General features: G+C 62.5%; 21 protein-coding genes. 11 read left to right on the top strand and 10 right to left on the bottom strand.

Annotated elements, in window-relative coordinates; all coding sequences use genetic code 11:
• Positions 1-146: 146 nt before the first annotated feature.
• The 3 genes from P0R31_RS24225 (at position 147) to P0R31_RS24215 (ending at position 2968) form a co-directional block, all read left to right on the top strand.
• On the top strand, positions 147-1181 hold the full coding sequence (locus tag P0R31_RS24225; protein ID WP_275516727.1) for a glutamine synthetase beta-grasp domain-containing protein: 1035 nt from the start codon (positions 147-149) through the stop codon (positions 1179-1181).
• Positions 1182-1375: 194 nt separating this feature from the next.
• Complete coding sequence (locus tag P0R31_RS24220) at positions 1376-2077, top strand: GrlR family regulatory protein (RefSeq protein ID WP_275516795.1); 702 nt, start codon at positions 1376-1378, stop codon at positions 2075-2077.
• A 69-nt stretch (positions 2078-2146) separates the two neighbouring features.
• On the top strand, positions 2147-2968 hold the full coding sequence (locus P0R31_RS24215) for a tetratricopeptide repeat protein (RefSeq protein ID WP_275516726.1): 822 nt from the start codon (positions 2147-2149) through the stop codon (positions 2966-2968).
• Position 2969: 1 nt separating this feature from the next.
• Here the strand turns inward: P0R31_RS24215 and P0R31_RS24210 are convergent, their stop codons facing one another.
• Positions 2970-3422, bottom strand: coding sequence for a hypothetical protein (locus tag P0R31_RS24210; protein WP_275516724.1), 453 nt, complete (start codon positions 3420-3422; stop codon positions 2970-2972).
• Positions 3423-3727: 305 nt separating this feature from the next.
• Here P0R31_RS24210 and P0R31_RS24205 point away from each other — a divergent pair, with 305 nt between their 5' ends.
• Both P0R31_RS24205 and P0R31_RS24200 read left to right on the top strand, forming a co-directional pair.
• Positions 3728-4432 carry a GrlR family regulatory protein gene (locus P0R31_RS24205; RefSeq protein WP_275516723.1) on the top strand — a complete coding sequence of 235 codons (705 nt, stop codon included), beginning with the start codon at positions 3728-3730 and terminating at the stop codon, positions 4430-4432.
• Between the two features lie 178 nt (positions 4433-4610).
• Positions 4611-4997 (top strand): nuclear transport factor 2 family protein, encoded by a 387-nt coding sequence (locus P0R31_RS24200; RefSeq protein ID WP_275516722.1) that lies wholly within the window; start codon positions 4611-4613, stop codon positions 4995-4997.
• 351 nt (positions 4998-5348) lie between these two features.
• Here P0R31_RS24200 and P0R31_RS24195 read toward each other — a convergent pair whose 3' ends face one another.
• Positions 5349-6098 (bottom strand): metallophosphoesterase family protein, encoded by a 750-nt coding sequence (locus tag P0R31_RS24195; RefSeq protein WP_275516720.1) that lies wholly within the window; start codon positions 6096-6098, stop codon positions 5349-5351.
• A 627-nt stretch (positions 6099-6725) separates the two neighbouring features.
• Positions 6726-7388 carry a phytochelatin synthase family protein gene (locus P0R31_RS24190; protein WP_275516719.1) on the bottom strand — a complete coding sequence of 221 codons (663 nt, stop codon included), beginning with the start codon at positions 7386-7388 and terminating at the stop codon, positions 6726-6728.
• 259 nt (positions 7389-7647) lie between these two features.
• On the opposite strand from P0R31_RS24190, the gene P0R31_RS24185 reads away from it, so the two are divergent.
• From P0R31_RS24185 to P0R31_RS24175, 3 genes are all read left to right on the top strand, one after another.
• Positions 7648-7863, top strand: coding sequence for a dodecin family protein (locus tag P0R31_RS24185; RefSeq protein ID WP_275516718.1), 216 nt, complete (start codon positions 7648-7650; stop codon positions 7861-7863).
• 67 nt (positions 7864-7930) lie between these two features.
• Positions 7931-8245, top strand: a complete 315-nt coding sequence (locus P0R31_RS24180) for a hypothetical protein (protein ID WP_275516717.1) — start codon at positions 7931-7933, stop codon at positions 8243-8245.
• Between the two features lie 153 nt (positions 8246-8398).
• On the top strand, positions 8399-8581 hold the full coding sequence (locus tag P0R31_RS24175) for a hypothetical protein (protein WP_275516716.1): 183 nt from the start codon (positions 8399-8401) through the stop codon (positions 8579-8581).
• A 325-nt stretch (positions 8582-8906) separates the two neighbouring features.
• Here the strand turns inward: P0R31_RS24175 and P0R31_RS24170 are convergent, their stop codons facing one another.
• Entirely contained in the window at positions 8907-9638 is a 732-nt protein-coding gene (locus tag P0R31_RS24170) for a DUF3750 domain-containing protein (protein WP_275516794.1), read from the bottom strand.
• A 164-nt stretch (positions 9639-9802) separates the two neighbouring features.
• On the opposite strand from P0R31_RS24170, the gene P0R31_RS24165 reads away from it, so the two are divergent.
• Together P0R31_RS24165 and P0R31_RS24160 are read left to right on the top strand one after the other, a co-directional pair.
• Positions 9803-10057, top strand: a complete 255-nt coding sequence (locus P0R31_RS24165; protein WP_157284648.1) for a hypothetical protein — start codon at positions 9803-9805, stop codon at positions 10055-10057.
• A gap of 55 nt (positions 10058-10112) precedes the next feature.
• A complete protein-coding gene (locus P0R31_RS24160; protein WP_275516714.1) occupies positions 10113-10466 on the top strand; it encodes a hypothetical protein in 354 nt (117 codons plus the stop codon).
• A 47-nt stretch (positions 10467-10513) separates the two neighbouring features.
• Here P0R31_RS24160 and P0R31_RS24155 read toward each other — a convergent pair whose 3' ends face one another.
• The gene (locus tag P0R31_RS24155) at positions 10514-11293 is read right to left on the bottom strand and encodes a class I SAM-dependent methyltransferase (protein ID WP_275516713.1); all 780 of its coding nucleotides are present in this window, start codon (positions 11291-11293) and stop codon (positions 10514-10516) included.
• An 87-nt stretch (positions 11294-11380) separates the two neighbouring features.
• Between P0R31_RS24155 and P0R31_RS24150 the strand changes: the two genes are divergently transcribed.
• A complete protein-coding gene (locus tag P0R31_RS24150; RefSeq protein WP_036000430.1) occupies positions 11381-11839 on the top strand; it encodes an Rrf2 family transcriptional regulator in 459 nt (152 codons plus the stop codon).
• A gap of 74 nt (positions 11840-11913) precedes the next feature.
• Here P0R31_RS24150 and P0R31_RS24145 read toward each other — a convergent pair whose 3' ends face one another.
• The 5 genes from P0R31_RS24145 to P0R31_RS24125 all read right to left on the bottom strand — a co-directional run bounded on the left by P0R31_RS24145 (position 11914) and on the right by P0R31_RS24125 (position 16705).
• Complete coding sequence (locus tag P0R31_RS24145; protein ID WP_157284651.1) at positions 11914-12084, bottom strand: hypothetical protein; 171 nt, start codon at positions 12082-12084, stop codon at positions 11914-11916.
• A complete protein-coding gene (locus tag P0R31_RS24140; RefSeq protein ID WP_275516710.1) occupies positions 12081-13481 on the bottom strand; it encodes an amidase in 1401 nt (466 codons plus the stop codon). The genes P0R31_RS24145 and P0R31_RS24140 overlap by 4 nt, the downstream gene beginning before the upstream one ends.
• A 31-nt stretch (positions 13482-13512) precedes the next feature.
• Positions 13513-14862, bottom strand: a complete 1350-nt coding sequence (locus P0R31_RS24135) for a TRAP transporter large permease (RefSeq protein ID WP_275516708.1) — start codon at positions 14860-14862, stop codon at positions 13513-13515.
• Entirely contained in the window at positions 14859-15461 is a 603-nt protein-coding gene (locus tag P0R31_RS24130) for a TRAP transporter small permease subunit (RefSeq protein ID WP_025035930.1), read from the bottom strand. Before P0R31_RS24130 ends, P0R31_RS24135 begins: the two co-directional genes overlap by 4 nt.
• A 116-nt stretch (positions 15462-15577) precedes the next feature.
• On the bottom strand, positions 15578-16705 hold the full coding sequence (locus P0R31_RS24125; protein ID WP_275516707.1) for a TRAP transporter substrate-binding protein: 1128 nt from the start codon (positions 16703-16705) through the stop codon (positions 15578-15580).
• Positions 16706-16990 lie beyond the last annotated feature (285 nt).

Here is a 16990-nt window from a genome sequence, read left to right as displayed (position 1 = left end):
GGAGCCGGAAGCGGTGGAAAACCGCCCGTACTGCGGCCTTTTGGCACGCGAAATGCTTGGGAAAGGCTGGCCGATGATGGCCGGGTACAAACGTGCGGGGGCCCTCCCGGGCCCCCAACCTTTCGCATCATCTACAGAGAGGCTCAATGACTAAGTACAAGCTCGAGTACATCTGGCTCGACGGATATACGCCGACTCCGAATTTGCGCGGCAAAACTCAGATCAAGGAATTCGCGTCGTTCCCGACGCTCGAGCAGCTTCCGCTCTGGGGCTTCGACGGCTCCTCCACCCAGCAGGCCGAAGGCCACAGCTCCGATTGCGTGCTGAAGCCGGTCGCGGTGTTCCCGGACGGTGCGCGCACCAACGGCGTGCTGGTGATGTGCGAAGTCATGATGCCCGATGGCAAGACCCCGCATCCGTCCAACAAGCGCGCCACCATCCTGGACGATTCCGGCGCCTGGTTCGGCTTCGAGCAGGAATACTTCTTCTACAAGAACGGCCGTCCCCTCGGCTTCCCCGAGGCCGGCTATCCGGCTCCGCAGGGTCCTTACTACACCGGCGTCGGCTACTCGAACGTCGGCGACGTCGCTCGCAAGATCGTCGAAGAGCATCTCGACCTTTGCCTTGCTGCCGGCATCAACCATGAAGGCATCAACGCGGAAGTCGCCAAGGGCCAGTGGGAATTCCAGATCTTCGGCAAGGGCTCCAAGACCGCTGCCGACCAGATGTGGATGGCCCGCTACCTGATGCTGCGCCTGACCGAGAAGTACGGCATCGACATCGAATTCCACTGCAAGCCGCTCGGCGACACCGACTGGAACGGCTCGGGCATGCACGCCAACTTCTCGACCGCCTATATGCGTGAAGTCGGCGGCAAGGAGTATTTCGAGGCGCTGATGGCCGCCTTCGAGAAGAACCTGATGGACCACATCGCCGTCTACGGCCCGGACAACGACAAGCGTCTGACCGGCAAGCACGAGACCGCGCCGTGGAACAAGTTCAGCTACGGCGTTGCCGACCGCGGCGCTTCGATCCGCGTTCCGCACTCCTTCGTCAACAACGGCTACAAGGGCTATCTGGAAGACCGCCGTCCGAACTCGCAAGGCGACCCCTACCAGATCGCTTCGCAGATCCTGAAGACGATCTCGTCCGTGCCGACCGACAAGAAGGCCGCGGCCTAAGATCCTCCCGGCCCGGGCTGGGGGGCTGGCCCGGGTTGGCATTCAATCCGCCGGAGCGAAGGCTCCGGCGGATTTTTGCATTTTGATGACAACCGTTCCTGTGCCTGCCGACCCGGGCGCCGCGAAACTTGTCCATCGCCGCCGAAAGCGGGATAGAGTGCATCCGGATGCGCGCAGGGCCGGGGACACGGCTGGTGTTTGAAGGCTTCTACAAGGTGAGATTTCAGCTCGGCGACGTCGTCGGCCGCAGCGTGATGTATGCCGGCGACGGCAAGATGCTCGGCGGCAATTCGGCCTTCGCCCATATCGGCAGCTACGAGAAGACGGGCAGCGGCGTCGACATCGTCATCAAGACCGTCCGCCACAATCCGGATCCGAGCTACCGCGCCATGGCGGGCACCGACGATGCGACCCTGATCGCGAAGGGCTGGGCCGACGGCGATCTCTATCGCTTCAAGGGCGAGCTCAAGGAGCTGCCAGGCGTGCCGTTTCAGTCGCTGATGACGCCGATCACGGATGAGGAGGTGCCGATCGCCGGCGGCGTCGGCGAAGCCGGCATCAGCGACGGTCTCTACTCCATCCATTTGCGCATGCTCGACGGCCTCGACGGCGGACTCACCGGGGTGATGCTGCTCAACCAGGGCCGCATCCTCGGCGGCGATGCGGCTTTCTACTACCTTGGCACCTACACCGCCGCGAAGGGCCGCTGGAAGGGCCAGATCCTCAACCAGGAGCACACGCCGGCCAAGGACGATCCGGTCTTCGGCGGGCACGAGGTCGGCATCGGCTTCTCCGGCAGCTACGACGCGGAGCAGGCGGTGCTGGAGGCAACCGCGCTGGCCGGCAAGCGGAGCTTGCGCCTGACCGCAGCGCTCAAGCTGATGCAGCGCGCCTGAGCCACCCATCGCAAGCGCGAACCGACTTGAGCCTTGAATTTGCCGAGCCACAGACGCAACGTGACGATCATGCGGACTTTCCTCCTTGCCATGCTCTTTGCGCTCGCCGCGCCCCTGACGGCGCAGGCGCAATCGGCCGACCTCGTGTTGTGCGACCGTCTGGCCGCCGATCCCAGCGATCCCGACAAGCCGGCCGACGTGAAGGGCGTCGCGGAGATCGCTTCCGCCGACATTGCGACCGCGGTCAAGTTCTGCAAGCAGGCGGCAAACGCCTCGCGCCGCGCGATGTTCGAGCTCGGGCGCGCTTACGCGGCGAACCGGCAGACCGCGGAGGCGATCGCGGCCTGGCGCAAGGCGGCCGACAAGGGATCGAGCGCGGCCATGGTCGAACTCGGCGTGCTCTACGGCACCGGCGCCGGCGTCGCCAAGGACGAGACGCAGGCGCGAAAGCTGTTCGAGAGGGCGGCGCAGGCCGGCAACCCGCGCGGCGTCAGCAATCTTGCCGCGCTCGGTGGCGCAGGTGGCGCCGCGCCGGCCGATCCCGCCCAGGCCCGTGCGCTGCTCGGCAAGGCCGCCGAGACCAATGCGGAAGCGCAGTACCAGCTCGGCCTGATGTTGTCTGAAGGCGATGGCGGCGCAAAGGACGATGTCGCGGCGCGCGCGCTGTTCGAGAAGGCGGCGGCGCAAAACCATCCCGGCGCGCTGGAGCGGATGGGCGCATTTGCGCGGGAAGGCCGCGGCGGTGCGAAGGACAAGGACGCGGCAAAAGCCTATTACGAGCGCGCCGCCGCGCTCGGCGACGAGGATGCCAAGAAGGCGCTGGAGCGCATTCGCTGTCCCTATGCGATCAAGGACAAGCAGGGCAGGCTGGTCACCACGCTGTGCTTCTAGTTCACTTCATGTAATAGGCGAGCTCGCCGCGGGCATCGCGATAGGTGGTCTCGAGATAATGCGGATATTTCCGCGCGGCCTGTTTCACCGCGCGCGCCACGCAATCATCGAAATCGCCGTTCCAGTCGAAGTGCTTGTTGTAGGCGTCTTCGAATTTGACCGCCGTGATGATGGCTTGCCGGATCGCCTGATCGTCGGCGCGCGGATGAGCGCGCTTCACATAGCCGAACATCGGCCCTTCATGGGCATGGGCGCGTTCATGGCGGTACTGGATGATGAACTGCTCCGGCGAGAAGGCTCGATTGACGCGGACCTCTTCGGCGGTAGGGCGGCCCGCGATGGTCTCCAGGCGGTAGCGTCGGCGCCAGAGTGCGTAGGCGGCATCGAGCAGCGGCTGCTTCGCGGCGCCGGCGATGATCGCGCTGAGTTCGTCCTCGGCTGATTGCGTGTCCATGCGCGATTGGTCGTGCGTCCGTGGGGGCAGGTTCGAGCCTGGCGCCGATCGGCTGAGGGAGCTTTTTTCGGGGGCCGGCAAACAAACGTCGAAAAACAACCCCATGCACCGTAGCCAAGTCCCTGAAATCATTGACTGCGGGTTTTACGAAGTGGAGTTTTGACCCGTCGGGCAAAACAGGGGCATAATGGCATCATCGCGGGCGGAGGTGCCGGGGCGGCGATGCGCGCAAAAGCCGGTGGCCTCGCTGGAGCGACGATGCTAGGTAGCCGGCAATTCATTTCCGATTTTGCAGGTTCAAGACGTTGCTGGACGGGCTCTACAAGGTTGAATACGGCGTCAACGATGCGTTCGGCTGCAGCATCATGTGCCTGCACGACGGCAGGATGCTGGGCGGCAATTCGGGCTTTGCGCATCTCGGCACCTATGTCGAGCGCGACGGCGAGATCATCGCCCAGGTCATCACCGAGCGGCACAACCTCGACCCCAGCTACAAGCCGATGATGGGCGCCGACGTCGCCTCGATCGGAGCGCGCGGCCGGCTCTACGGCAACCAGATCCGTCTCGAGGGCGGCGCGGACACCATGCCGGGCGCCAGGTTCTGGGCCAATCTCACGCGCCTCGACGACGAGGGGTTGCCGCCGAGCGGGACGGTCGGACCGGGCGGCATCGCCAACGGGCTCTACGGGATGAAGCTGAGCGCGCTCGACGGCGTCGACGCCGGACTGTCCGGCGTGATGCTGCTGATCGACGGGCGCATCCTCGGCGGCGATGCGTTCTTCTACTATCTCGGCGCCTATTCCTCGGCGGACGGCCGCTGGAAGGGCGAGATGCTGAACCAGGAGCACACGCCGGCAAAAGGCGAGAACCCCGTGTTCGGCGGCCTCGAGGTCGGCATCGGCTTCTCCGGCACCTGCACCGAAGACAGCGGCGAGCTCGAAGGCATCGCGCTCGCGGGGAAGCGAAGCCTGCGGCTTGCGGCCTCGCTCAAGCTGATGCGACGGGCGTAGGGCGCACACTCATTGGAATGAGGTGTCCGCTTCGTGAGCTGAAGCAGACCTCACGCGTCGCTCCAGCCGACAGCAAGTGCCCCGAAGGCGACATCGACCAGACGTCTAATTGGCCCTTCAACTCACCTGTGTGCCCTGATGTTATTGTATCCCTTCCGAGAACTCGATGGAGGGAAGGATGGACATTCGATCGAAATTGACGGCGCTGTGTGAAGCGTTCAACGCGCACGACTTGGATTCCATCATGGAGTTCTTTGCTGACGATTGTGTCTTGGAGATGCCGAGGGGAAGCAAGCCTTGGGGCTCCCGCTTCGAGGGCAAACGCAACGTACGAGACGGGCTCGCGACGCGCTTTGAAGGCTTGCCGGATGTTCACTACGGCGACGTCGAGCATTTTGTGGATACGATGGCAAACACGGGCATTTCAAAATGGACGCTAACGGGCACTACACGCGAAGGAAAAAAGATCGAGGTCCGAGGATGTGACTTTTACACTTTTCGCGCGGACGAGGTGATCCGCAAGGATTCGTATTGGAAGATTGTTGAAGGACCATCGTCAGCCTAACGACGCACATGTCCGAACGTGGTCGCCCATCAGCGAAGTCGCGGCTCGCCGGTTTGAGGCCTGCTTCGTCGGGACTAGCGGACGCGAATTGCTCGTGTTGAGCTTTTCGTTCAGAGCCGACCTTCCTCGGCACGCGGGTCGGTTCGGGAAGTATTCGATGGCTCTCCTTCAAAGATTCGGATGGCGGCGGCCGGTGCGCACGCCTCGTCCTTCGAGACGGCGCTGACGCGCCTCCTCAGGATGAGGCACATCAGCGTCGGCGCCTTTTGAAACTGCAGCCACGCACTCCCTCTCATCCTAAGGAGCCCGCCTCACGCGGGCGTCTCGAAGGATGGCCGCAGCGAAAAGCTCTCAAATGCTGGCTCTCCGTTGGATCCAACCAGTTGCAATCGCATCCGCCCAAGTGCGCATTCCTTTGCTGAGGGCGAGTTCAACCATAGGCGCGTTATCGTAAGGCACGTACCGGATGGTCGAGAGCCACTCTTTTCCGGCGCACTCCAAAATCGCGTAGCAAGCATGCGGCGTGCCGACCTCAACCACGTAAGGAACGGGCGTCTTCCCGTCGTAACCGGGCAATCCAACGCTGCCGGGGTTCACAACGAGGCGTCCATCTCTCAAACGAACAATCCTGGGTATGTGAGTGTGTCCGCACAGGATAAGCTGGGCGTCGATCCCGTCCGCTTCCGGCTCGATGGCCTCGATTGGACTGGCGCGCACATCACCGTCGCTGCTTATGTAGTCCAGCCAGAAGGCAGCATCGTTTCTTGGCTTCGCATGGCATAAGAACACATGGTCTCTGTACACCAGCGTCGGTGGCATGCTCGCCAACCAATCGAAATGCCGACGTTCAAGCTGTCGGAAATCGCTGCGAACCGATGTGCCAGCCTGCCAGAGCTCGACGAGGATTCGATCCTGATCGCCCCGCACTGACGGAAAGCCTCGCTCAATCAGGAGGTTCGCAGTTCCGGCCGCCTCCAACGGGCCGCTGACGTGATCACCGAGATTGACGACCTCGGTGATGCCGAAGGCGGCAATATCGGCAAGTACGGCCTCGAGCGCTGAACGATTGCCGTGCACATCAGCGATTGCAGCAAATTTCATTTGACCCTCCCATTCGAGATGGCCGACGGCTTAGGCAATGCGGACGATGCAGGGATGGCGGTTCTCTTTAGCTGCATTTTTAGAAGCGCCCGCAAGCTGAGTATCAAATCGGCGCTGGTGAAAGCTTTACACAGCGAACGCGGCGCAATCAAGCGATGGCCATGAAGTCGGGTTTGGCTCCAAATCAGTAATCCATGATGCCTGTGAGCGCTTCCGGTCCATCCGGCATTCAGCTCGTAGAATGGGTAGAGCGCCAGCGAAACCCATTGCTCCCTCCATCTACGACGAAGCATGATGGGTTTCGCAAGGGCTCAACCCATCCTACGCGCTCTGACGAGGCAGCATGCTCAGCCCTTCGCTGCATTTCTGCGTTGGGTCACAATGCTGAAGTGAAGAGAGGTCGCGGCCCTAATCCTGAACGCAGGCGGTCGTTGGATGGTCAGGCGAGGCCGCCGGCCAAGATGCCGACCTCAATGATTTCGTCAGCGCCAATTAGTAGCGATGGTGGGGTCTGTAGGCCGAGTGCATTGGCAACTTGAAAACGAGTCGTCTGCTCGACCGGCAGATCGCTCAGCTTAGCACCCTTCTAGACGCCGCGACGGGCCAACAAGCGGCATGCGGGATAATTTACTGTATGAATAGCAGTCCCCGCTTTTTATCGCCGTCGAACGTATTTACAGCGTCGAACAGCCGCCCCCGCTCGACGAGCCATGGCTGGAAATCAACATTGACATCGAGCACGAAAACGAGGTCCTCGGCTTCGAAATACCCCCCGATTGGGGAATGGTGGCCGCTACCAGCGCCAAAAATTTGAGCGCGATCGAAATTCACGATGTAGCGTCGCCCCGGATCGTTGGATCGGCGGAGATGCTCCAGAAACTCGTTCTCGCTGAGATCGCGTAAGACTATAACGTTTCGGCTGGTGTGCGACTGGGCGACTTTGGCCAGTTCGTCAAGCGTGAGACCCATTATGCATATCCCTGTCCAGCAGCTCCACGTGCCGGCCAACACCTCGCCCTCCGTCCTTGCCGCCTCGCCAAGGGACCGGTACGCATTCGCAACAGCAGCGGGTCCGCAGCGAGAGCCATTTGACTGCCAATCAACATGTCTTTGAAATGTTGCTGCCACCGGTAGGCGCCACGCACGCTCCATAAGCTCAGGAGTACGTGTTACCGATGAAGCTATGGCTTCCAATGGAACGTGTGATCGACTGACCACCAGGGCCCCGGCACACACCAGACCCACGGCGATAACGATGCTGCTGATGCTGACGGGGTGCCATCGCTTCATGGGTCAGAACCTCAGCGGCAATGACGACATCGGGCTGCAGAACCATATTAAGAAACCAACTGACGGAAAGGCCATTCCATATGCGGGTTCGTTCGGGCTGAAAACGCGATCGCATCTCCCGACGGGTTCCCGAGTTTCTTTCCTGGGTCGAACACAAAAAATGACAGCCAAACGAACCTTTTCCGCACCATCCGCGGATACGTATCGGCGTCGAGATTCAGATGCTAGATTTCCTGGCCCTACCGGATAGGAGGACGACATGCCCGAGAGTGTCTACAAGGTCATCGAACTAGTCGGTACCAGTAAAGACTCGTGGGAGAAGGCGGCCGCCAACGCGGTCGAGCAAGCCGCTAAATCTCTCCGAGATCTTCGCATCGCAGAGGTCGTCAAGCTCGATATGCAACTGGACGAGAAGGGAAAAGTCGAGGCCTATCGCGCCAAGCTCAACGTGTCGTTCAAGTTCGAGGGCACCTGAGCCTCAGCACCTCGCCCCCTGCGGGCGAGGATGGCTCATTTGCGCGCGTATGACAGCTGGTGGCCCCATGTACATGGTCATTCGCAAGTACACGAATGTTCGTTCGGTCGCGGACGCCGCTCGTCGCGCCAAGAGCGGTGTCGGTGAGATCCTGAGGCAATCGCAGGGATTTAGATCTTACCATGTGCTGGATGCGGGCGGCGGTGTCGGTATCGCCGTGATGATATTTGATGACCGCGAGAGCGCCAACGCAGCGAACGCCAAGATACTGGCGTTTGTTGAGGCGAGCCTGCATGACCTCGATCTCGGGGCTCCCGAAGTTACCAGCGGCGAACTTTTGGTGGACATGGAGTCTTCTAATGCGTCGTCGGGCATAAGGTAGCTCCAAGCGCCGCGAGTTGCGTGGCGGGTGCGGTCCTTGCTCGTGTCATCGAGCTGGTGTCACCTCGCGTTTCCAACGATCGCACCCTGGACCTGCGCGTGCCGCCCGTCAGGAAGCGTCGACAGCGGGTTCTTTTCGAGGAGCAGCAACGCCATGAAGCAACACGCCTTAGCATCTTCTATCACAGCGATCTGCTGGACACCGCTCGTGGTTATGGGCACCGCGATGCCGCCAAGAGATCCTGATGAAGAGGATGAGGAGGACGAAGAAGACGATGACGAAGGGGAAGATGGCGATGACGAACCAGCGGTCGTGCGCGAGCCAGACGAAGACTAGATCGGCGCTTGTTCGGCAGTCGGCGCTATAATATGCCCCATCGGCTGCTCTGGTCCGCAGGACCGAGCGCGGTCGGCTGTGGTGCACCTTCCCGAGTTCGTCTGCCTGGGGTCCAAGGTTGCCCTCGCAGCCCAGAATGACCTTGGTCAGTTCTGCTCTCCGAAGCGGCCCTCGGGTCGAGGTCAGCCATGGAGGTGGGGCTGAAGACCGGCAGTGACTTGAGTGCGCCCGTGCGGTCGACCGACGCTCGAGCGAGCGTCGAGCTAGGCAGCAGCCAGCCAGAAGGTATCTTCAACCAGCCTTGGGAGTCTTCAATCGGCGGCTCTTACAGGCTCGGCGTCATTCCAAAGCGGCCGAGACCGGGGAGCTTTATCGCCGGGCGCCGGATGTCGACGCCCAGAACGGCGCCAAAGAAATTGATCTCCAGGCCTTCGACCCAGCCAATCGTCACCCCGACATATCCGGCAAGCGAAACATAGATGCCCGTGCCGGACGCCGTTACGCCGAACCATTTGCCGGTGTACGGGAAGTCCTTGCCGATCGCGGTCGGCGGCAGGACGACCCGGAGCTCAGGGACGGCATCGAGCGCGGCCTGCACGAAGGTGTTCGAATTGGGCCCAGGCCAGACGCTGTAATCACCATAGGATCGAAACCTGTAGTTTTCGACCACATGCCTGATCTTCGGGATGAGCGCCTCCGCGCGCTCGCCATCGACGGCCACGACGATTTCCGGCACAGCGCCGAACCACCGCCCGTCCGGAGCGAAGCCGTTGGTGCGGATCGGCTCGCCCCAGGCCGTGTAGTCGTACCTTGTGTAGGTCGGCGCATCTTTCTCCTTGACCACGATCCAGGTGTGAATCGCGAAGATGCCGCGCCATCTCACCGTTCTTGCTCCGAACACCCGGATAACGGCCTCACGGTGATCGGCCGCGGAGGCCAACAGGCCCGCGCTGGAGCGATCGGCCGTTTGCCAGTTCTGGCGGCCATCATCCAGCCAAAAATATCTCGCCGCCGATGCGGCAAGCGGTGCGAAGACGAGGAACAGAAAGATGAGCAACGGCTTTTTCAAGGGAGCGGTACGGCGGGGATCTTCGACAAGCATATAGTTCGCATCGATGCCGACGCCATAGCCGCCCCCGGTCGTCGAACGAGCCTGTGACCTCGGTCGGACGGGCACCAGATCAGTTGAGTTGTTCCGCAACCGTCCTCGGGAGCGCACGCATGGACATGAAGGAAGCCGCGGCAATGACGGAAGCCTCCGGGCTGACGGACGATCAGGGCGGCATAGAGCGGACTTCGGGCCCGCGGCCGGGTTCCGGAGAGCAAGGAGGAGCTTTTGCTCCGCAGGCCCGCACGCCGTCGCCAGAGCCGGCGAAGCGATGGGCCGACCAGTTGCGCGAGGTGACGGTGAGGGCGCCGTTGCGGTCTTTGCTCGTCGCTTTCCTGGCCGGAGCATGGATCGCTCGCCGCCGCTAGGAACTGTGACAAGGAAGCAAGCGGTTTCAGGCATAGGCATAGGAAAGGGTGGACGATGAAACTTCTGGTCTTGGCCGCGACTGTCCTTCTGGGCACCGTTTCGTTTTCCATGGCGCAAAGCTCAGGAGGCGGTTCAGGAGGTGCTTCATCCGCTGGAGGGGCGGGCGCGACCGGTTCGGGCGGCACGGCTGGCTCGACGCTCTCAAACGGGACGACGCTGAGCGGAACGGGCGGTTCGCCGGGGCCCAACACGCTTAATGCAAAAGGCCAGGGAACGACGGGCCAGCGACTCGGCGTGACCCCGTCCGGTCAGGAGGGTGGCGGATCTCGACCGTCCTACAACACGCCAGCCGCCGACGCCGCCGTCCAGCAGCTTGGAAACACCAACACGGGTATCCTCAGGAAATAACGACGATCAACGCCGCGTGGAATCGCTCGCACCCGTGCGGTTGGTGTTCATCGTTCAGCGACGCCAATGAGTGCGGTCGAGGTTATCGGCAGCACCGGGCGACCATCGGCCCTGCGCCGCACCTCGGCCACCACCGCGGCCTTTTCGATGTCGTCCAGGCTGGTCCAGTCGGGCGACATGCCAAAGAGCGTGTCAGGCGCGTCGAGCGCCGCCACGTCGAGCAGATAATCATGAGTCACCGCGTCGATCCGGGGATTGCGATAGCCGGCCGTGACGAGGGCGCGGGCGAAATCGTCCGGATCGCTCATGGCCTGAACGGCTTCAGGCATTGCCATGCCTGGCAGATCAGGGAACAGCTTTTCCCGCACTTCGCCCAACAGGAGGAAGGTCGCCGCGCCCCGTTTCCGCCAGGTCGCGACCACGCCATGCCCGCCTTGCCGTGTCACCCGTCGCATCTCGGCCAATCCCTTGCGCCAATCGGGGAACATGATGACACCGAAGATCGAAAAGACGGCATCGAAATGCGCGTCAGGCAAATCGAGCGCCTGTCCGTCCATGACCCGCGCCTCCACATTGGGCAGATCAGCAGCTGCGATGCATCCCACCATGCCGGGCGAGAAGTCGGTCGCCAGGACTCGTGCGCCGGTGCGAGCGGCTGCCAGGGCGAGCGCGCCGGTGCCGGCTGCCACGTCGAGAACATGACTATGAGGCGTCAGGCTTACGCGCGCCAGCGCCGCCTCCGCAAACAGGGCGGTGAAAGGGTGCGCGGTCTCTCGATAATGCCTGGCTGCGCTGTCCCAGTGGTCTGGATCCTCAAACTGTCGCACGTCGGATACCTCACGAGTCATGTAACTTTATATGTATCATGACTGCGTGCCCTTGCCAATGATGGGATGCATGCGAAAGATCAGCCGATGCGAAACGACAGCCGCCTTTCCCGAATGCTGCATGTGCTGCTCCACATGGCGCGACATGACGGCCCCATGACCTCGGAGGCGATCGGCACGATGCTGGGGACCAATCCGGTCGTCGTTCGCCGCACATTGGCGGGACTGCGCGATGCGGGCTATGTCCGGTCGGACAAAGGGCATGGCGGCGGCTGGGTCATCGCGTGCGACCTCGAGCGCGTGTCACTTCTCGATGTCTATCGTGCGGTTGGTGGTCCCCGGCTATTTGCGATCGGGAACGAGCATTCCAATCCAGACTGTGCGATCGAGCAACTCGTCAACGCAGCGGTGGACGATGTCCTTCGCGATGCCGAAGCATTGCTGGTCGAGCGGCTGGGCGCGGTGAGCCTCGCAGACCTGAGCAAAGGTCTCGACGCGCGCTGCGCAGGCGATCCCAGGTGGCAGCTCGAACGGGTTGGCCGCTAAAGCTCTCTTCTTGTCGTAATTCCGGCTGCTCCGGCCAATGCCGAGAAGTGAAGTGTCTTCTTGCCATGGAGCATTCAGCGAGGCGCGCCGTTCGTCCGCAGGGATCGCACGAAATCGATCACGGCCAGCACCACGACGCAGACAACGATGATGATGAGCGGAATGGCCTTGATCCAGACCAGCAGGATTCCAAGAAATGCGATCATGAGCGCGAGGCCGATGAGTCCGGTGATCAGATTGGTCATCGCACTTTCCTCTCCTCCGCGCCGGCAGCCGAGTTCGATCCGGCGCTCGGGGCGTTGCGCCGACCGCCGCCACGCGTGCGCCCGATGGTCTTGATCAGCCAGTTGGCCGTGCGCAAGAGGCGGGCATCGTTGCCGCGGCGGCCGACGAGCTGGACGCCCAGCGGAAGGCCCGTTTCTGAACGCATCAAGGGCAGGCTGATCGCGGGCACGCCGAGATACGTCCAGAGCGAGCAGAAGACCGGGTTGCCCGTCGTTTCGATTCCGGGCGCCGCGCCCGGTGCCGCGGGCGTCAGGATGGCGTCGTATTCATCGAAAAGGTGGTCCAGGGCCTGGTTGAGCGGCGCAATCCCGGCCAGAGCGTTGCAATAATCGATCGCAAGATGCGCGCGGCCGCGCTCGATCGCCTGGCGTAGACGCGTGCTCAGTCTGTCGCCGCCTCGGTGGTCATCGCGCCGCAGATTGTGCGCCATATCAACTTCCATGATGATGCGGTGCATGTCGACGGCCCCGTCGAAGCTCGGCCCGAGCTCGACTTCGCTGCACGCTTCGCCCAAAGCGTCGACGAGCTCGGCAAACGCTTCACGCGTCTCCGGCTCGGCCTGATCCCAGACCGGAGAGCGCACGAAGGCAAATCGCGGCGGCAACGGCGGCTCGCTCGCCGCGACCGCAGAGAATGGCGGGCGCGCAACAGGCCGGGTGTCCGGATCCTCCGGCTCGAAGTCGACCATGACCTCTGCCAGCAGGGCCGCATCCTCGACGCTACGCCCGAACACGCCGACATGATCGAGCGTGCGCGACAATTGGAGCGCGCCGCTGCGTGGAATGAGGCCATGCGTGGGCTTGAAGCCGACCACGCCGCAGAAGGCGGCAGGACGGATCACCGAGCCGTTGGTCTGCGAGCCGATGGCACCCGGCACCATCAGCGCCGCGACCGCCGCGGCGGACCCCGAGGACGATCCGCCGGGGGTGTGATTTGGGTTGTGCGGATTTCGGGTCTTGCCCGGATTGTAGTACGCGTACTCCGTGGTCACCGTCTTGCCGAGGATCACGGCTCCAGCCGCCCGCAGACGCGCCACGGCCGCCGCATCGCGCCGCGGCGTGCGTCCGGCCCACAGCTCCGATCCGAATTCCGTCGGCATGTCGCCGGTGTCGAAGATATCCTTGATGCCCACGGGCACGCCATGCAGCGGGCCTGTGGCCTTGCCGTGCTTGCGATGATCGTCGGCCGCCTCGGCCTGCCGCATCGCGTGGTCGCGATCGAGAAACGCCCACGCCTGGATATCGCGATCGACCTCATCGATGCGCCTGAGGCAGTCGCCGACGAGCTCCACCGAGCTGAGCCGGCCGTCGCGGATGCCGGCCGCAGCCTCCGTGAGGCCGAGGGCGTTGAGACTCATGCGCAGCCTCTCGTCGGTTTGCCGGGTCCGCTCATCGCGATCCATAGAGATAGCTCGGCAGCCACAATGCGATCCCCGGGAAGATGTAGACCAGTGCCATGGTGAGGAAGACCAGGCCGACGAACGGAAGCGCGCCGGAGAAGATGTCGGTCAGCTTGACCTCGGGCGGCGCCACGCCCTTCAGATAGAAGGCGGCCATCGCAACTGGCGGCGTGTTGAACGCCGTCTGCGTGTTCAGTGCCACCAGAATGCCGAAGAAGATCGGATCGATGCCGTATTGCGGAAGCAGCGGCAGGAAGATCGGCACAAAGATGATGATGATCTCGGTCCATTCCAGCGGCCAGCCGAGCAGAAAGATGATCACTTGGGTCAGCAGCAGGAACTGGATCGGCGAAAGGTTCATCGAGGTGAAGAACTGCTCGACCACCGACTGTCCGCCAAGGACGGCAAAGACCGCCGAGAACGTCCAGGATCCGATGAAGAGGTAGCAGACCATCGCGGTGGCGCGCACGGTCAGATACACGGATTCGCGTATCATCTCGTAGTTGAGCGAACGATAGGCGGCCGCCAGCACGATGCTCATAAGGGCTCCTATCGCGGCCGCTTCAGAAGGCGTCGCCAGTCCAAATAGGATCGCGCCGAGCACCGAAACGATCAGCAATGCGAGCGGCAGGAATGACGTGGCAAGCGCCCAGATGACCTTTGAGGTCGGCACGTCGGTCTGCTCGCGGGGCAGCTTCGGCGCGAGCGCGGGATTGATGATCGCGCGCGTCATTGCATAGAGGACGTACAAGCCGGCCAGCATGAACCCGGGAAAGAACGCGGCCGCGTAAAGCTTGACCGCCGAGACGCCGGCGGTCGCCGCATAGACGATCAGGAGAATGCTCGGCGGAATCAGGATGCCGAGGCAGCCACCGGCGCAGACGACGCCCGCCGACAGCTTGGCGTCATAGCCGGCTCGCAGCATCGCCGGCAATGCCAGCAGCCCCATCAGCGTGACGACGGCACCGACGATGCCGGTGGCGGTCGCGAACATCGCGCAGGTGATCAGCGTGGCCACGGCAAGCGCGCCCGGCACGTTCTTCATCGACAATTGCAGCGAGTAGAACAGGCGGTCGAGGATGTTTGCGCGCTCGATCAAATAACCCATGAACAGGAATAGCGGAACCGCCACCAGCACGTCGCTGGATGTGACCTCGAACGTCTTCTGCACCAGAAGCGTGAAGATGCGGTTCTGGAAGAAGTCCTGACCGGGGGTGTAGTAGGCATAGTAGCCGAACGAGACGCCCATCGCCATCAGCGTGAAGGCGATCGGGAAGCCCAGCATGATGATGAAGATGAAGAGGCCCAGCATCAGCATGCCGAGTTGAGGATCGGTCATGCGCCTGGTCCCTTCTCGCTCTGCGGCTCAGCCGCGTGCTGCTGATGTTCGCGGATGACGAGGCTCTCGGTCTCCTCCACGTCGTGCAGGCGTTGCGGCCATCGGCCGGTGCGGATGCACAGCACACAGCGGATGATTTCGGCGACCCCTTGCAGGAACAGAAGGAAGCCGGTGAGCGGGATCAGCGCCTTCAGCGGAAACACCGGCACGCCGGCCGGACTGAAGATGCTGACTTCGCGGAAGCGCACCGACATCTGGGCGTAGTTCCAGCCCGAATACATCAGCGCCGCGATCGCCGGCAGGAAGAACAGGATATACAGGACGAGGTCCATCGTCGCCTGGGTGCGCGGCGACCAGAGGCGGTAGACCACGTCGGCGCGGACATGGCCGTTGCGCGAGAGCGTGTACGCGCCGGCCATCAGGAACATCGCGCCATAGGTGATGTAGCTGATGTCGAAAGCCCAGGTGGTCGGCGCACGCAGCACGTAGCGCACGAACACCTCGTAGCTGACTCCCAGGGTGAGGACGAGGATCAGCCAGGCGAACGCCTTGCCCACCCACGTGCTGAGCTCATCGATGAAGAACAGGAATTTCGTCATGCGAGCTGAACTCGCTGCGAGCAGTGCATCCGGATGTCCCCCTCCCAATTCGTGGGCGGCGCTTCAATTTGCGCCGCCCCTCGCGATACGGCCTGACGCGATGCGCCGCGACGGCGTCAGGCCTTAAGCACACCCGGGAAGTGATGGTCGAAGGCGCCGCGGTAGTCCGTCGCGTTGTTCATGTTGTAGTAGACCACCCGGCGCACCCATTCCTTCTGCGAGTCCATGACCTTCTTCATGAACGGATCCGAGCCGAGCTGGGCGATCAGACCGTCCCACGCCTTGATCTGCGCGTCGAACACAGACTTCGGTGTGCGCTGGACGTTGACCTTGTCCTTGTTGATCAGCTCCTGCAGGTCCTTCGAATAATAATCCATGGCCTTCCATTCGTTGGCGGAGGACACGGCTTCGGCGGCATATTGCAGGATCGCTTGCTGTTCCTTCGGCAGCGCGTTGAATTTCGTCCGGTTGAACATGATCTCGAAATATTCCGTCGCCTGATGATGGCTGCCCATCATGTAGTTCTTGGCGACATCCTGCGCGCCGAAGCGCCGGTCCGAGGTCGGATTGTTGAACTCGAATCCGTCGATCACCCCGCGTTCCATCGCGGGCACGATCTCGCCGCCGGGCAGCTGCGCAACGGATGCGCCCATCGCCTGGAAGAGATCGGCGGCCAGACCCACCGTGCGATACTTCAAGCCCTTGAGATCGGCGTCGCTGGTGATCGGCTTCTTGAACCAGCCGAGCGGCTGGGTCGGCATCGGCATCGCGAAGAAGCTCTTGATGTTGACGTTCATGATCTTGGTCTGGAGCTCCTCGAACAGCTCCTTGCCGCCGCCGTTGTGGATCCAGCCGAGGCCTTCGTTGGCGTTGAAGCCGAACACCGGGCCGGTGCCGAACAGCGAGGCGGCCTTGTGCTTGCCGTACCAGTAGACCGTCACCGTGTGTGCCGCGTCGATCTGGCCGCCATGAACGCCGTCGAACACCTGGAACGGATGCACGACCGAGCCGCCGACCAGATAGTCGATGCGCAGCCGGCCTCCGGCCATCTCGTTGACGCGTTTCACATAATCTTCGGCCATCTCGTTGAAGACATCGGCCTTGCCCCACGAGCCCTGCATCTTCAGGGTCGCTGTCTGCGCCCGGCTGATTTGCGGCATGGCGATGGTGGCGGCGCCGGCCGCGCCGGCGGTCAGCAGGAATTTGCGACGAGTTGTTCTGGTCTTTTCAGACTTTGCAGTCATTGACGTCCTCCCTGGCGGCCTGGTTTTTCGAACGCGCTTCAGTGCGCTTGCCGTTGTCAACCGCTGGAGGTATGCCGCATTCCAGCGACTTTGATCACAGTTTGGACGCATTGCCGGCATCCGACAAGCCCCGGTGTCGCATTATTGGTCTTAGACGTTCGACTCCAAGCAGCCCGATATTCACGCGCATGTCGCGGCGCAGCAAAGATGCCGCCGGACTTCTGCCAGTCGCGCGGCGTCCAGTTTGTCCGACGCATCCTGGTCTGCAGCCTTGCGGTCGGGATC

The sequence above is a fragment of the Bradyrhizobium yuanmingense genome (assembly GCF_029167105.1).
GTDB classification, from domain to species: Bacteria; Pseudomonadota; Alphaproteobacteria; order Rhizobiales; family Xanthobacteraceae; genus Bradyrhizobium; species Bradyrhizobium yuanmingense_A.
Note: the sequence above shows the minus strand (reverse complement) of the source record. Positions and strands in the feature narration are given on the sequence as shown.

Bases quoted from the DNA above. Each gene is read 5' to 3' on its own strand.
- P0R31_RS24135 (WP_275516708.1), bottom strand. From the start codon at position 14,862: ATGACCGATCCTCAACTCGGCATGCTGATGCTGGGCCTCTTCATCTTC.
- P0R31_RS24140 (WP_275516710.1), bottom strand. From the start codon at position 13,481: ATGAGTCTCAACGCCCTCGGCCTCACGGAGGCTGCGGCCGGCATCCGC.
- P0R31_RS24215 (WP_275516726.1), top strand. From the start codon at position 2,147: ATGCGGACTTTCCTCCTTGCCATGCTCTTTGCGCTCGCCGCGCCCCTG.
- P0R31_RS24195 (WP_275516720.1), bottom strand. From the start codon at position 6,098: ATGAAATTTGCTGCAATCGCTGATGTGCACGGCAATCGTTCAGCGCTC.
- P0R31_RS24145 (WP_157284651.1), bottom strand. From the start codon at position 12,084: ATGACCAATCTGATCACCGGACTCATCGGCCTCGCGCTCATGATCGCA.
- P0R31_RS24190 (WP_275516719.1), bottom strand. From the start codon at position 7,388: ATGAAGCGATGGCACCCCGTCAGCATCAGCAGCATCGTTATCGCCGTG.
- P0R31_RS24185 (WP_275516718.1), top strand. From the start codon at position 7,648: ATGCCCGAGAGTGTCTACAAGGTCATCGAACTAGTCGGTACCAGTAAA.
- P0R31_RS24165 (WP_157284648.1), top strand. From the start codon at position 9,803: ATGGACATGAAGGAAGCCGCGGCAATGACGGAAGCCTCCGGGCTGACG.
- P0R31_RS24180 (WP_275516717.1), top strand. From the start codon at position 7,931: ATGTACATGGTCATTCGCAAGTACACGAATGTTCGTTCGGTCGCGGAC.
- P0R31_RS24150 (WP_036000430.1), top strand. From the start codon at position 11,381: ATGCGAAACGACAGCCGCCTTTCCCGAATGCTGCATGTGCTGCTCCAC.
- P0R31_RS24130 (WP_025035930.1), bottom strand. From the start codon at position 15,461: ATGACGAAATTCCTGTTCTTCATCGATGAGCTCAGCACGTGGGTGGGC.
- P0R31_RS24200 (WP_275516722.1), top strand. From the start codon at position 4,611: ATGGACATTCGATCGAAATTGACGGCGCTGTGTGAAGCGTTCAACGCG.
- P0R31_RS24225 (WP_275516727.1), top strand. From the start codon at position 147: ATGACTAAGTACAAGCTCGAGTACATCTGGCTCGACGGATATACGCCG.
- P0R31_RS24160 (WP_275516714.1), top strand. From the start codon at position 10,113: ATGAAACTTCTGGTCTTGGCCGCGACTGTCCTTCTGGGCACCGTTTCG.
- P0R31_RS24175 (WP_275516716.1), top strand. From the start codon at position 8,399: ATGAAGCAACACGCCTTAGCATCTTCTATCACAGCGATCTGCTGGACA.
- P0R31_RS24125 (WP_275516707.1), bottom strand. From the start codon at position 16,705: ATGACTGCAAAGTCTGAAAAGACCAGAACAACTCGTCGCAAATTCCTG.
- P0R31_RS24210 (WP_275516724.1), bottom strand. From the start codon at position 3,422: ATGGACACGCAATCAGCCGAGGACGAACTCAGCGCGATCATCGCCGGC.